Origin of the sequence: Bacillus sp. FSL W8-0640 (assembly GCF_038007725.1) — a bacterium.
Taxonomy (GTDB): domain Bacteria; phylum Bacillota; class Bacilli; order Bacillales; family Bacillaceae_G; genus Bacillus_A; species Bacillus_A cereus.
Window position 1 is genome coordinate 2,377,595 of sequence record NZ_JBBOXT010000001.1, and the last position, 14,871, is coordinate 2,392,465.

A 14,871-nucleotide genomic window follows, 5' to 3' on the forward strand; every position below is an offset into this window, starting at 1 on the left:
TGCCCTCTTTTTCTTTTAATTTGGTAATTAATCACAGATTGGTATCCCAAGCACTCTTAGAGCTAATGCTACTTGAAGGGAAATCTCTAATCTAGCAATTTCAATACCAGCTACTGAAAGAACTAAAAAAGGTTGTCCGTTTACAAATACAACGCAACTATCCATAGTTAAACCTCCTTTCTAGTAATTTACTATAGTATATGAGTAGAACTTTAAAATGTAATAGTTCAATTGTTGGATTTAATAGAATTAATAGATTAACCCATTTAAACTAAACAAACGAACACAACGAAAGGAAACAGAGATGGATGTATGCCTCAAAAAACATAGGTTTTAAGACATGTAATGGGATATGAAATTCATCATATTGGTCAGCTGTCTGTATGGGCGAGGAAGTTAAACTTGCAACCAGTTTCAGCAAATTTGAAGAGGATGATAGAATTAAAAACCGACTTGCATCTTAAGCGCAAGTCGGTTTTATATATATAAGAAGATTTCTTAATTGAAATCCTCGGATTTTTTCTGACGTATATGTAAAAACATTAAGGTGGTAATGATTAAAAAAATCATTATAGTTTGTATAATTAAATTTTTAAACTGAAGCAATATTGTCCAAGATGTAAGGGCGTCTTTAAAAGCTTGGAGTGCAGAGTACGAGGAAGGATCAAAACCATACTGTAGCAACTTTTTTGTTTCAATAAATGAAATGTTTTCTTCATCTGCATCTAATATTACTGAAATTAGTCTAGTATCTCCAAGTTTTGCTGTACTGACAAAGCTATAATTACCGTTAGTTGAAAAACTAGTTTGTAAGCCATCAACACCTTGAAGTTTAATGTTTTCATTAAGGGAATATATCATTTTATTCGTATTGAAAACCTGGGAATCTTTGAAGGTAAATTGGTAAGAGGTTAGTTTCGTAATATTCAATACATCTGGAAAATCTTTTACTAATTTTGCTGCTAGTTTAGCTGCGTCTATCGCTGTTGTAGTTGATTGTTTATCTGTATCATTATTAATTCCAGTAGAGTTTAGAAATGGAGATGGTTGTAATAACTTTAGTTCTTTTGCTTTTTTATTCATTAATACTGTAAAGTTATCTTCATTTCCAGCAATGTGTTCTGCTAGAGCGAGTGCAGAACGATTATTCCCTGCCAGTAGCAATGCATGAAGTAAATCACGAACCGTTGTTTTATCATTCGATGTTACTTGTATAGGGCTTGTTTCTACTCGGAAAACTTCGTTACTTATTTGTACTAAGTCATCTAACTGTATTTTTCTATCATTTAGTTGCTCCAATACGATATATTCTGTCATTAATTTAGATAAAGCAGCTGATTGTACCGGAGTTTCTTCATTTTTTTTATAAACAATTTCACCTGAATTAGCATTTATTAAAATAGCTGATTTAGCTTGAATAATCGGACCATTTACATAAAGATAAAAATATAAAACGATAAGTGCGGTAATAAAAAAAGATAATAATAAAATAGCGAATTTCTTTAAGAATTGCATAAGCGATCCTCCTATTATGACATCAATACTAGTATTGTAAAAAGGAATGCTTAATTAGGAAGAAAGAAAAGGTAAAGAATTTCTAAAGAATTATAAAGGATTATTAAATTTTGGGTATTAATGGAAAAAGTTCAATTTCTTATATGATAAGAAATTGAACTTTTTATTTATAATATTAACATTTGTATGGGAGTAGTTTTACAGTGAATGTTGTTTTTTCATCATCACTATATACTTCAATTGTTCCTTTATGCAATTCGACTATACTTTTTGCAATAGCTAATCCAAGTCCAGATCCACCAGTGTTTGTAGAGCGAGATTTCTCAACGCGATAAAAACGTTCAAAAATATGAGGTAAATCCGTACTAGGAATAGGTTGTCCGTAATTTGTTATATCAATTGTAATCATATTATTGCTTTCATAAGCAGTAAGGTCAATATAGCGACCTTCGCTTCCATAAGCGATAGCGTTTATAATAAGATTTTCAAACACACGCACTAATTTTTCACCATCAGCTAATACCATGAGCTTTTGAGATGGGAAAGAAGGTCGACATTCTATATTTGCTTCTTGAAATTGTATACGGAATTGAACAGTTAATTGCCCAAGTAACTCTACTATGTCAATAGGGACAGAATACAAGCTTAACTCTTTATTTTGAACACGTGTATATTCGAACAAGTCATTCATTAATGCATTAAGACGAGTTACTTTATCGTAAATGACTTGAATATAGTATCGCAATTCTACTTCATCTCTATAATTATCATGATGGATTAAATTTACGTATCCAACTATAGAAGTAAGGGGAGTGCGTAAGTCATGTGATACATTTGTAATAAGTTCACTTTTTGCTTGTTCCGCTTGTCTTTCTTCATCAATGGAGACTTTTAATTGTTCAACAATTTCATTGACCCCGATTGCTAATTCTTCTAGATAATTATGATTTACAATAGAAACTTTATGATTGAAGTTTCCATTTGCAATATAACGAATTTCTTCTATCATTTTTTTAATACAAGTTTCATAGTAAAGTTTTTTCTCGTGACGATAAAAAATGTAAAGATAGGATGAAAAAATAGAAAATAAAAACAAATAAGATACAATCATCATCCATAACGATTCTTTAATCCCTTTATACTTTTCATAACCAAAAATTCGAATGAATTCTTTACCGAGTTCAGTTAGAGTAAGTGAACTCTCAATTACACTCGTAACGAGGCGATAAATAATTAATTCAGTAATAGGCGTGAGTGTGATAGCTAATAAGAGCCAAAAAATAAGTTTCCATTTAGGGATATCTTTTAATATATCAAATGCTTCATTTCTCAATTTTATAGCCAACTCCCCAAACAGTGTGAATAAATTTTTCTCCATTTATTACTGTTTCAAGTTTATCCCGTAAGTTGCTAATATGGACCATTACAGTCTTATTTGAACCGTAACCATCTTCATTCCAAACGCGTTCAAAAATTTCTTCTGAACTAAATACTCTTCCTGTATTACTTGCAAGCAAATATAAAATATCGAATTCAATAGAGGTTAGTTTAATATACTCTCCATTTACTTTAACAGTATGATTATGTTTGTGTATTTCAACAGAGCGAATACGAATAATACCATCTTCATTCTTTTGCGAAGTAGCGTTTTGGAAAGATGATCTTCGTAATAAAGCTTTCACTCTTGCTACTAATTCTAATGGATTGAATGGCTTGATCATATAATCATCGGCACCTGTCATAAGACCTAATATTTTATCCATATCTTCTGCTTTTGCACTAAGCATTAGAATTGGTACAGTATTATTTTCACGCACTTCCTGACAAACTTCTAAACCGTTTCGCTTTGGCATCATAATATCCAAAATCATAAGGTCAACTTCATATGTAGAAACCTTTTGCAATGCTTCATCACCATCATAAGCTTTATAAATGTTATAGCCTTCATTTCGCAAATAAACAGCAAGTAATTCAACAATTTCTTTATCATCATCAATAATTAATATGTTTTTATTCATTGTGTAGTTCCTTTCCTTACAAATCATCAACATTACTATAATATCAAACATTTATGTACTTGTAGCGATGATTCTGTATAAAATTTCATGTAACGTATTAAAAAGGAGTAAAAAGATTAATAACGAATATAAAATAACGAGGATATTTAGATTCTACATTATAATGAAAGTTAGTTATAAGGGGGATTTTCTATGTTATGTAATGATATATATTCATTTACTCCAACTGGAAAAATAGAAAATGATATTAAAGCTTTTCTACTAAAATATAATAAAGAGTTTACATATAAACATTCAATTCGTGTGGCAAATGAGGCAAAAAAGATTGCAGAAAAGTTTCACGTAGATAAAGAAAAAGCAGCAATTGCAGGATATTTACATGATATTAGTGGCATTTTTCCGAACGAGGAGCGGATTGCAGTTGCTGAAGAATTTGGTGTAGAAATAGTGGAAGCAGAAAGAAAGTTTCCTATGATCATTCATCAAAAACTATCGAGAGTAATCGCAAAAGAAATATTTAAAGTAGAAGATGAAGAGATTTTAAATGCAATTTGTTGCCACACAACGTTGCGTAAACATGCAACGAAGATGGATTTAGTATTATTTGTTGCAGATAAAATAGAATGGGATCAAAAAGGGACACCACCATATTTAATAGAAATAAAAAAAGGATTGGAAAAATCTTTGGAAAAAGCAGCTTTTGTATATATTTCATATTTGTGGGAAAGGAAAGATACATTGAAAGTTATACATCCATGGCTAGAAGAAGCATACTGGGATTTAAAAGGAATTGTACAGTAGAAAGGACAAGGAAATGCAATTAAAAGAATATGTGAATCAAACATTTCCAGGAGTTACATTAGTACCCTACTTATATTCTTAGTGGGAAAATCATTTACATTTTGATTTTGGAAAAGATAAATATCAAATTGTAGAAGGAACCGACGATTTAAATATGGAATACTTTTCTCAACTATATACATATAATAAATTCTTATTTGAAGACATATTTTCAAAAGAAGATGTAGTGTTTGTAGTGACAAATGTTTATAGATTTAAAAAGGAAAACATAAAAACTCCACAGAAAATAAATGTATACAATAAATATATTAAGAAAAGAGATTTAAGATTTCATATAAGACAAGAAACGTTACCGTTTCTATTTGAAGATGAAGAAGCAGATTTATATTGTACATATCAATTTTCTTTAAAATGTCTTGCGGAAGGTATTAAGTATAAATTGCTTATACAAGCTGCTAATTATGAGGATTTCTCTGCTCTGTATCCTCGATTTGGACGAAAAAAGAAATTTCTTATCCAAATGTATTTCTCATAAATGCAACGAAAGATATTGTCATGTTTATGTATGATGATAGAGGAAGTGAAGTAATTGGGAAGAATAAAGAAATAATACGAGATTTATATAAGAAATATAAAGAATGGATTCTAGATTATGAATGAGAAAGTATAGATAACTCATTTAAATGACAATAGGGGAAGTGAAGCGTGTAATGAAACGTATTGCAATTGTCTCTGCATGGGAACCAGAACTGACGTATTTGCATCAACATTATCCAAGTGAACGTGTTGAAAAAAGAGCAGCTTGGGAATTTCATTTTCATACTATTAATGAGCTGGAAATTATATCAGTTGTTACTGGTGTCGGTAAAGTAAGCTGCGCTAGTTGTGTACAATTGTTAATTAGTGAGTTTCAGCCAGATGAGTTGTTTATGACAGGAATATGCGGAAGTTTATCAAACAAGGTGAAAAACGGTCATATTGTAGTCGCACTAAACGCAATACAACATGATGTTACTGCTGCTGGTTCAGGAGAAGATGTTTTTAATTTATATAACGGTAGAACAGCACCTATTGAAACAACAAAATCACTTGTAAGAAGAATAAAAAAATACGATCGTATGATCCGATACATTTCGGTACATTTTTATCAGGAGATCAACGTATTCGTAGTTCAGAAATGAGATATTTACTCCATACCGTATATGGAGCATTGGCAGTTGATCAAGAAGTAGCAGCTTTCGCCTATGTATGCCAAATAAATAAAAAACCATTTCTCTGTTTAAAAGCTGCTTCAGATCAAGCAAATGATAAAACGAAAGAAGAACAAAAAATCTTTAAAATGCTAGCATGTGAAAGAGCATGTGAGCATTTAATTGCTTTTTTACGTGTTTATGAGGTTAATGTAGTAAATAATAGATAGTTTGTTATAAAACAAATCAATAGTGAGTTATATGTAGGGAAATGTCCGCTCATTTCAAATTAAGAGCTGAAATTTATAATAGATGGAATATATTATATGGGTACACGTTGAGTTTAATATAAGCAGTTGGAGGGCAATTTTATATGATTCAATATAAAAGGTGTAGTGAAGTAAATATTGATTTAGTATATGAAGCTTTTAAAGATGGATTTTCAGATTACATTATTAAGATGGAGGTTTCAAAAGAGGATTTTATACAACGTTTTTTGGGACCAGAAGGTAATTTGCTAGAACATTCTTTTCTTGCTTTAGAAGAAGGCAAATCTGTTGGCGTAATACTAGGTGGCATAAAGGATTATGAAAGTATAAAGACTATGCGCTGCGGAACATTAGCGGTTCATCCTAATTACCGCGGTATTGGTGTGAGTCAAAAATTATTTGAACTGCATAAAGAAGAGGCGATTCAACATGGATGTAAGCAACTTTTTCTCGAAGTCATTGTAGGAAACGACCGAGCGATTCATTTTTATAATAAGTTGGGCTATGAAAAAGTGTACGATCTTTCTTATTATAATTTAAATGATTTGACTAAAATAAAGAATAAAGTTTGTAAGGATATTGAAGTAAAACAATTAGAATTTCCAACTTTTAAAGATGAAATTCAGAAATGGTTAAACTTCCATATAAATTGGCAAAATGATATTGATTATATCAAAAAAACAAATAATGTATTTTATGGTGCATATGTTGATAATGACTTAAAAGGCTCTCTATGCGTAACTGAACAAGGTAAAATTAGTTTTATTTTCGTAGACAAAGGTTATAGAAATATTGGTGTTGGGATGAAATTATTACAAGTAGCAAGAGAAGAATTAAATTTATCAAGTTTATCAATTGGGTTTCCTAACAATAATTTATTAGAGGGTTTTTTAAGAAATGTGGATTTGAAAAGAATTCTTTAGCGCAATATGAAATGTATTTATTACTCTAAGAGCGGAAAGATTTATTCTTTTCGTTTTTTATTTTGCTGTTATGTTGGTAAATGCTCCGCAATTATAATTTATAATGAGAGGGATTTTGTTTATCCTTAAGTTATTTTTTTAATTGTCAATTTCTTGCTAATAATTTTCTTTGTATAATATTCTAATTTTATGTAGAATAGATACGATGGGAGGGGATGAAATGAATAATGGATTAAAGTTTAAGATTTTTGAATTGCATTGTCTCGTTCAAAAGACTTATTCTGATATTAAAATAGCATGTGATATTGCTATTTATCAAGAAAACACTTCTAAATATTTAATTTCATTAGGATTTTTAAATAAATCATATATGACTTATATAGAAGCAAAAAGATTCTATCGCGAAAATGAAGAGCTTGTAAGTGTAGAATTTGATAATTTTTTTGATATGTATGATAAATTAGAAAATGAATTAAAACAAGTTATTTCAACTGAAGATAAAAATCCTTCATCGCTACATAACAGATTTGATCAGTTTCAGCAGAAAGTTGAAAATATAAATGACCTAATAAAAGTATTGCAAAATGCTCGTTAATGAATGCTTTTTTCTTTTTTGTATAGAAATTATGTATTAAAAACATTTTAGGGATATTATATATTGAAGAGGTGGCTTTTGTAGATTACAAAAGTCATCTTTTTATGTTAGGAATAGATTGTATACATTTTAGCAGTTTCATATAAATAATAGAAATTTATACGAGGTAAATACCATGGGAAATAAAAAAGAAATAGCTATAGTTGCATTAACAACAGGATTTGTTTTAACAAGTGTAACACCATATGGAGTAGGTCATGCAGAGGAACCTGGTCAAATGCAAGTTGAAATTCAAGAGGATTCGTTCCGTACAGGTGATCTTACACAACCATCAAAAAAGGCGCCAGAGAATGTAGTGAAAGATGCACTTAAGGAAAATACGGAGCATGCTTTGTCTCCAAAACAAGTTAGTGCAGAAACAGGAGTAGATTACAAGGTTCTTCAAAAACGTGGTTCTTATGATGGAACTACACTTGTGCGCATGCAACAAATATATGAAGGAAAAGAAGTGTATGGCCACCAGTTAACTGCTCACGTAGATAAAAAAGGTATTATTAAAAGCATTTCAGGAGCTAGCGCACAAAATTTAACACAAGAAGATTTAAAGAAACCTATTAATTTATCAAAAGAAGAAGCGAAACAATATATTTATAAAAAGTACGGAAACGACATTAAATTTATTTCTGAACCAGAAGTTAAGGCGGTTATTTTTGTTGATGAAAATCATGGGCAGGCTAGCAATGCATATCAAGTTACATTTGCTGCTACAACACCAAATTATGTATCTGGAACTTATTTAGTGAATGCTCATAATGGCGATATATTAAAAGATATGGTACAAGAATCAAGTTTGAAAATAAGTGAAGAGTATGTTGAATCCGTTAAGGAAAATAAAACTAGCAATTTCACATCATTAACTGGAACAGGAAAAGATGATTTAGGCGTAACTCGTACATTTGGTATTTCTAAACAGACCAGTGGGAATTATGCGCTTGCTGATTACACAAGAGGGCAAGGAATTGAGACATATGATGTAAATTATAGAGATATTACAAATGAAGAAAGTTATTATCCTGGCATACTAGCAACTAGCGCTTCAACAACATTTAATGATCCAAAGGCGGTAAGCGCTCATTTCTTAGCAACAAAGGTATATGATTTTTATAAAGAAAAATATAATCGTAATAGTTTTGATAATAAAGGAAAAAAAGTACTTTCAGTTGTACATGCATGGGATTCTGGAGGAACAAATGATCCTGAAAATTGGGAGAATGCATTTAGTACTAATATTAATAACATCAGTATGCTTTTATATGGAGATCCTATGGTAAAAGCGTTCGATATAGCCGGTCATGAATTTACACACGCAGTTACATCAAGTGAATCTAACCTTGAATTCTCAGGAGAATCTGGGGCAATTAACGAGGCATTATCGGATATTATGGGAACGGCTATAGAGAAATACATAAATAATGGGGAATTTAACTGGACAATAGGAGAGCAAACTGGATCGACTTTTCGTAATATGAAAAATCCAACTGCAATTAATTTTTCAGAAGGACTACCGTATCCCGATGATTATAGTAAATATAATGATTTAAATGGAGAGGATTATGGAGGCGTTCATTTTAACTCAAGTATTATTAATAAAGTTGCGTATTTAATTGCACAAGGTGGTACTCATAACGGTGTAAATGTAAATGGTATTGGTGAAGATAAAATGTTTGATATTTTCTATTATGCAAATACTGATGAATTAAACATGACTTCTAATTTCTCTGAATTGAAATTGGCATGCCTTAAAGTGGCAACTAATAAATATGGAACGAGCTCAATTGAAGTTCAAGCAGTCCAAAATGCTTTTGATGCTGCAAAAATTACCGGAACAGTGAAAGAAAACGAAAAAACAGCAGAAAACCAAGCTCCAGAGTTAACTGTGCCGTTTACGATTACACTACGTGTAGGTGATACGTTTGATCCAATGAGAAATGTAAAAGCTGTTGATAAAGAAGATGGTGATTTAACAAATAAAGTAAAGCATAAAGGCGATGTAGATACTTCAAAACCAGGTACATACATTGTGGAATACTTGGTCGTTGATTCCCAAGGGAGAACTACAACGGCTACACAGACTGTAATTGTAGAGGGAAATGGAGAAATATTAGATTTAGAACCTAAATTAACAGTGCCTGTTGGAGCGACAATTCATGTAGGAGATTCATTCGATCCAATGATAAAAGTAAAAGCTATTGATAAAGAAGACGGTGATCTTACTTCTAAAGTAAAAATTGCTGGTGGAGTAGATACATCTAAAGTCGGTACTTACGTATTAACGTACACGGTTACAGATTCTAAAGGTCATGAAGTAACGGCGAAACAAACTGTAACGGTTAAAGTTAGAGAAGAAGTTACAAATGAAAAACCAATACTAAAAGTACCTGCTACAACTTCAATTACTGAGGGTGATCAATTTGATCCGTTGGTAGGGGTATCAGCTACTGATAAAGAGGACGGTGACCTTACTTCTAAAATAGCGTATGAAGGAACTATAGATACAACTAAAGCTGGTACTTATGAAATAATATATAGTGTCAAAGATTCCATGGGTAATGACGTAAATACAATACAAAAAGTATTAGTGAAAGATAAGGAAACTAGCAAAGCTAATGGCCTTGCTAATAAGGCAAATAAGAGTAATATCTCTAACAACAGTAATAGCGATAAAAAAGAATATACATATAAGGAGCTTCCAAAGACGGGTGTAAGTACAACTAACAGTGCAGCAATCGGCATATTGATGATTATTACAGGCACAGTACTCACTTTTGTTCGCAAATTTAGAAAGATACAAAAATAATAGTAGGGATTATTCGTTTGAAGAAAAGAGTTCATTATTCAAAAGAAATAAAGTAGAAAGTAAGTAAAACAAAATATGGATTTTTTACTTAATAAGATTTTAGTAGTTAAGCGGTGCATTTGGCTTCTATAAAAATTTGTAGTTGGATCATGTTCTGTCTACAAAACTACATTACATAAAAAACACGTTACTATTCTCATTAAAATAAAAGAATAGTAACGTGTTTTTTGGTTTGGAAAAAGCATAAATCCTATAGTTCATGAATCTGGGAGTGCTTCTAATCTGCCATTGATGAGTTACTGAAAACATTTTGTTTTAATGGGAGTTTCACTCTAAATGACAACATGAGATTTTCGATATTTACCAGGTGTTTCATTGGTGAATTTTTTGAAAATTTTAGTGAAATAACTTTGATCGCTAAAATTAAGCGAAGCACATATGTCTGATAAAGGATAGGTGGTGAAAGTTAATAATTTCTTTGCTTCTTCGATTCGTTCACGTTGAATGTACTCAATTAATGAAATACCGACTTCTTTTTTAAATAATATAGATAAATAATCTGAATTCACATTTGCAAATTTAGCAAGTTGTTTAACAGATATTGGATTGTAAATATTTTTAAAAATGTAGTTTTTACAAATAGCAATAGTCTGTGAATATTGCTGCGTTTTTTGTGCCTTTACACGGTCTGCAAAGGTACAAAAAGCATTTTTTAATAAATCCCAAACAGATTCTTTGTCTTTTAAATCTTCTGTTCTTTGAATATGCAAATCATAAATTTTGTAAGCAATCCCAGATGGAAGTCCCCCTTTTATCGCATATCTAGTAGCGAGCGTGATGGATGAAATACAAATGTTTTTATGACGTCTTAATTGATGGAATGAAGATAAAGATGAAAGAGTCTCTTGCTGGAATTCGTAATAATATTTGAGTACGGTTTCTTTATCCCCGTCTTCTATAGAACTAAGTAGTTGCTGCTCTATATATAAATTATGATAAATGGATTCTTCTTTTTGCATTGAAATATATACATCTTCGTTTAAGATGCTGCTATGACTTATATGAAGTGAGTCACTGTTATTTGAAAAGGTGCTTACATCTGAATTTTTTTTATAGAGAATGTTATAGAACAATATCGCTATATTTACAAAGAAATTTTGATCTTTGACTGACAATGAAAAATAATGGTCTCTTGTTCTTTTATAATTTGGAATAAAATTAAGGTTACTATCCGCTTTACTTGTAGAAAAATTTACATGTGTCAAGGGCCCAATAATAACAGTACCGTTCACCATATAATCGCTCTTTATGTGAATTAAAATAAAGTGCCCTAGATATTCGTGAGTTCTGAAGATGGGGGAATTATATGTATCATTTCTCTGAAAAAGCATATGTAACTGTTCTATTTTTGATGTATATAACGAATGTGAATCATTTTTGGATTTAAATTCTAAAAGAATATTTTTGTTACAATCTAAAAAACAAACTGGAATTTCGAAAGATTGAAAAAACATATTGCAAATGTACTCTATCTCAACTAGACTGAGTTTTTTAGTCATATTCTTCCTCCTTACAGTTATGCGTAATAGTTAAATAAACATATATTCCTTTTTCATAAGTAGATACGGAAAACCTTTATCAATAAAAAATATAAATAAAAGTTATAAACTTCTAAGAATAATACCATAATTTAACATGAATAGCACATATTATTTGAATATACAGGTAATAGTTTTGGACAGTAACGTAAAATATGAATCGTCACACTTATTTGTTGGTTATTACTTATATGTATTAAAAAATGATTAAGATTGGATTTTAAATAGGGATAGGAAGTGAGATATGAATAGATTGACAGTAAGTGACTAGTCGAAATTAGCAGTGAAAGCTATTATGTAACAAATGTAATGATTCTTGAAATAGGGATATACGTGTAATTTAGGGGAGAAAATTACATATATCATGTGGAGAGACAACGTAATAATAGAAGATAAGAAAAGTGAATAAGTGATTGTAAACAATGGATTGTTGGACGACTATGTTTTATGTTATTCGTTTAAATCTGATACTTGGCACACTATTGCTTTTAAGAAGGTAATAGTAATAAAGAAATTTTTAAAATGATAGAAGTAGTAAAGGGGATAAGAGAAATGAAAAAAATATTTAGTGTGCTTTTAGTGTTATTCTTAACATTTTCTACATGGTCTAGTGTATTAGTAAAGGCAGATTCACCATCTAAAGGTACTTTAACGATTCATAAGTATGAACAAGAAAAAGATGGAGCGCAGGGACTAGAAGGTGACGGTTCTGCAAATCAAGAGGTGCCAAAAGATGTGAAACCATTAAAAGGTGTAACGTTTGAAGTGAAAAGGGTTGCTTCTTTTGAAAAAATTTCAAACGATGGGAAAATCGTAAAAGAAGACGTGAAACCTGTAATGGGAGCCACTCCAAATCAAGTAGTAACAGATGATAACGGACAAGCTGTATTAAAAGATCTTCCGCTAGGACGTTATGAGGTGAAAGAAGTGGCAGGACCTCCACATGTTAATCTAAATCCCAATACGTATACAGTGGATATCCCATTAACGAATAAAGAGGGTAAGGTGCTAAACTATGATGTTCACATGTATCCCAAAAATGAGATTAAACGTGGTGCAGTGGATTTAATAAAAACTGGTGTAAATGAAAAAGCATTAGCAGGTGCAGTATTCTCTTTATTTAAAAAAGATGGTACAGAAGTGAAAAAAGAGTTAGTAACAGATGCTAATGGTCATATTCGCGTGCAAGGATTGGAGTATGGTGAATACTATTTCCAAGAAACAAAAGCTCCGAAAGGCTACGTAATAGATCCAACTAAACGTGAGTTTTTTGTTAAGAACTCCGGAACAATTAATGAAGATGGAACTATTACTTCTGGTACAGTAGTTAAAATAGAAGTGAAAAACAATGAAGAACCAACAATTGATAAAAAAATTAACGGAAAATTGGAAGCGTTACCGATAAATCCGTTAACTAATTATAATTATGATATTAAAACATTAATTCCAGAAGACATTAAGGAATACAAAAAATATGTGGTAACAGATACTTTGGATAATCGTTTAGTGATTCAAGGAAAGCCAATCGTGAAAATTGATGGAGCAGAAGTAAATGCAAACGTTGTTGAGGTAGCTATAGAAGGTCAAAAAGTAACAGCTACAGTAAAAGATTTCACAAAATTAGATGGTAAAAAAGAATTTCATTTGCAAATTAAATCCCAAGTAAAAGAAGGAGTACCATCTGGTTCGGAAATTTTAAATACAGCAAAAATACATTTTACAAATAAAAATGATGTAATTGGAGAAAAGGAATCTAAACCTGTAGTTGTTATTCCGACAACTGGAATAATTGAGTTAACAAAAATTGATAGTGCTAATAAGAATAAATTAAAAGGTGCAGAGTTTGTACTTAAAGATAATAATGGAAAAATAGTTGTCGTAGCAGGAAAAGAAGTAACAGGTGTATCAGATGAAAATGGTGTTATTAAATGGTCTAACATTCCATATGGAGACTATCAAATTTTTGAAACGAAAGCACCAACATATACAAAAGAAGATGGTACAAAAGCATCTTATCAATTATTAAAAGACCCCATTGATGTAAAGATTAGTGAAAATAATCAAACGGTTAAATTGACGATTGAAAATAATAAAAGTGGATGGATTCTTCCGGTAACGGGTGGCATAGGAACGACTCTTTTTACTGTAATAGGCCTTACGTTAATGCTTACAGCGGCATTTGTTTTCTTTAGAAAAAAGTTTGCTAGAAATTAAGATTTTAGGAACATGTAACTATGGGAAAAGGGGAGAAGCAAAATGCTTCCCTCTTTTCGATATTTAAGCATATACAGAGGTGGAAATATGAAACGAAATCTTGTTTTGGGGGGTATTTTTTTATTTGGATTAGGTATTTTTTTATATCCTACTATTAGTAATTGGTTGGCGACTCGTGCACATTATTCTGAGATTAGCTCTTACGATAAGAAGATTAAAGCATTACAAAAGAAAGAAGTCGAACGTAGGGAAAAAGAAGCAGCCGAATATAATAAACAAGTTCAAATTTCTGCGAAAACATTTACAGATCCATTTTCTGAAAAAAAAAGTAATCATCAAGCGTATGCTGATGTGTTAAATTTAGGAGATGTAATGGGGTATATTGAAATATCGAAAATTAATATAAAACTGCCAATCTACCAAGGGACCTCTGAGGAAGTATTGGGTCGCGGGATAGGTCATTTAGATTTTTCTTCGCTCCCGGTAGGTGGAGAAAGTACGCATACTATTTTAACAGGGCATCGTGGTTTACCATCAGCAAAATTATTTACAGATTTAGATAAGTTGAGCAAAGGAGATCTTTTTTATATTCATTCTTTAGACAAAGTTCTTGCTTATAAAGTAGATCAAATTAAAGTAGTGTTACCACATGAAACGGACGATCTACAAATTGTAGAAAATAAAGATTATACAACTTTAATTACGTGTACGCCTTATGGAGTAAACACCAATAGATTGCTAGTTCGAGGTGAGCGCGTGGAGTTAAACGAGAAAGAAAAACAAAAAGTGAGTACAGAGATATTTATATTTAATAAGTGGACTGTAATAGTTCCAATCCTATTGTTATGTGTGTTTCTAGTCGTAATTTATAAGAAAAGGTTAACTAGATAG

Annotated in this window: 10 protein-coding genes and 4 pseudogenes; 9 read left to right on the forward strand and 5 right to left on the reverse strand. The window is 31.0% G+C overall.

From position 1 onward, the window contains the following. Window positions 1–27 precede the first annotated feature (27 nt). A complete protein-coding gene (locus N2V80_RS12265; protein ID WP_000376554.1) occupies window positions 28–165 on the reverse strand; it encodes a DUF3956 domain-containing protein in 138 nt (45 codons plus the stop codon). A 165-nt stretch (window positions 166–330) separates the two neighbouring features. Between N2V80_RS12265 and N2V80_RS12270 the strand changes: the two are divergent. Beyond that, window positions 331–489: pseudogene (locus N2V80_RS12270) on the forward strand (DinB family protein); the annotation flags it as partial. 9 nt (window positions 490–498) lie between these two features. Here N2V80_RS12270 and N2V80_RS12275 read toward each other — a convergent pair. The 3 genes from N2V80_RS12275 to N2V80_RS12285 form a co-directional block, all read right to left on the reverse strand. Then, on the reverse strand, window positions 499–1,515 hold the full coding sequence (locus N2V80_RS12275; protein ID WP_001160052.1) for a D-alanyl-D-alanine carboxypeptidase family protein: 1,017 nt from the start codon (window positions 1,513–1,515) through the stop codon (window positions 499–501). 175 nt (window positions 1,516–1,690) lie between these two features. Next, window positions 1,691–2,848 carry a sensor histidine kinase gene (locus N2V80_RS12280; RefSeq protein WP_001243309.1) on the reverse strand — a complete coding sequence of 386 codons (1,158 nt, stop codon included), beginning with the start codon at window positions 2,846–2,848 and terminating at the stop codon, window positions 1,691–1,693. Next, window positions 2,838–3,533, reverse strand: a complete 696-nt coding sequence (locus N2V80_RS12285) for a response regulator transcription factor (protein ID WP_001038807.1) — start codon at window positions 3,531–3,533, stop codon at window positions 2,838–2,840. Before N2V80_RS12285 ends, N2V80_RS12280 begins: the two co-directional genes overlap by 11 nt. A 192-nt stretch (window positions 3,534–3,725) precedes the next feature. On the opposite strand from N2V80_RS12285, the gene yqeK reads away from it, so the two are divergent. From yqeK to N2V80_RS12315, 6 genes and pseudogenes are all read left to right on the forward strand, one after another. Beyond that, window positions 3,726–4,334, forward strand: a complete 609-nt coding sequence (gene yqeK / locus N2V80_RS12290) for a bis(5'-nucleosyl)-tetraphosphatase (symmetrical) YqeK (protein ID WP_000882443.1) — start codon at window positions 3,726–3,728, stop codon at window positions 4,332–4,334. A gap of 13 nt (window positions 4,335–4,347) precedes the next feature. Continuing rightward, a pseudogene (locus N2V80_RS12295) lies at window positions 4,348–4,994 on the forward strand (DUF3885 domain-containing protein). A gap of 50 nt (window positions 4,995–5,044) precedes the next feature. Then, window positions 5,045–5,754 (forward strand): annotated as a pseudogene (mtnN, locus tag N2V80_RS12300) (5'-methylthioadenosine/S-adenosylhomocysteine nucleosidase). Window positions 5,755–5,897: 143 nt separating this feature from the next. Beyond that, window positions 5,898–6,745, forward strand: a pseudogene (locus tag N2V80_RS12305) (GNAT family N-acetyltransferase). A 191-nt stretch (window positions 6,746–6,936) separates the two neighbouring features. After that, entirely contained in the window at window positions 6,937–7,311 is a 375-nt protein-coding gene (locus N2V80_RS12310) for a hypothetical protein (protein WP_001059023.1), read from the forward strand. A 175-nt stretch (window positions 7,312–7,486) separates the two neighbouring features. After that, the gene (locus tag N2V80_RS12315; protein WP_061654681.1) at window positions 7,487–10,168 is read left to right on the forward strand and encodes a M4 family metallopeptidase; all 2,682 of its coding nucleotides are present in this window, start codon (window positions 7,487–7,489) and stop codon (window positions 10,166–10,168) included. Window positions 10,169–10,500: 332 nt separating this feature from the next. On the opposite strand, the gene N2V80_RS12320 is transcribed toward N2V80_RS12315, so the two are convergent. Beyond that, a complete protein-coding gene (locus N2V80_RS12320; protein ID WP_000162836.1) occupies window positions 10,501–11,727 on the reverse strand; it encodes an AraC family transcriptional regulator in 1,227 nt (408 codons plus the stop codon). A gap of 591 nt (window positions 11,728–12,318) precedes the next feature. On the opposite strand from N2V80_RS12320, the gene N2V80_RS12325 reads away from it, so the two are divergent. Next, window positions 12,319–13,980 carry an LPXTG cell wall anchor domain-containing protein gene (locus N2V80_RS12325; protein ID WP_000719305.1) on the forward strand — a complete coding sequence of 554 codons (1,662 nt, stop codon included), beginning with the start codon at window positions 12,319–12,321 and terminating at the stop codon, window positions 13,978–13,980. Between the two features lie 87 nt (window positions 13,981–14,067). Beyond that, entirely contained in the window at window positions 14,068–14,871 is an 804-nt protein-coding gene (locus N2V80_RS12330) for a class C sortase (protein ID WP_080451012.1), read from the forward strand.

Bases quoted from the DNA above. Each gene is read 5' to 3' on its own strand.
- N2V80_RS12315 (WP_061654681.1), top strand. From the start codon at position 7,487: ATGGGAAATAAAAAAGAAATAGCTATAGTTGCATTAACAACAGGATTT.
- N2V80_RS12275 (WP_001160052.1), bottom strand. From the start codon at position 1,515: ATGCAATTCTTAAAGAAATTCGCTATTTTATTATTATCTTTTTTTATT.
- N2V80_RS12265 (WP_000376554.1), bottom strand. From the start codon at position 165: ATGGATAGTTGCGTTGTATTTGTAAACGGACAACCTTTTTTAGTTCTT.
- N2V80_RS12320 (WP_000162836.1), bottom strand. From the start codon at position 11,727: ATGACTAAAAAACTCAGTCTAGTTGAGATAGAGTACATTTGCAATATG.
- yqeK (WP_000882443.1), top strand. From the start codon at position 3,726: ATGTTATGTAATGATATATATTCATTTACTCCAACTGGAAAAATAGAA.
- N2V80_RS12285 (WP_001038807.1), bottom strand. From the start codon at position 3,533: ATGAATAAAAACATATTAATTATTGATGATGATAAAGAAATTGTTGAA.
- N2V80_RS12330 (WP_080451012.1), top strand. From the start codon at position 14,068: ATGAAACGAAATCTTGTTTTGGGGGGTATTTTTTTATTTGGATTAGGT.
- N2V80_RS12325 (WP_000719305.1), top strand. From the start codon at position 12,319: ATGAAAAAAATATTTAGTGTGCTTTTAGTGTTATTCTTAACATTTTCT.
- N2V80_RS12310 (WP_001059023.1), top strand. From the start codon at position 6,937: ATGAATAATGGATTAAAGTTTAAGATTTTTGAATTGCATTGTCTCGTT.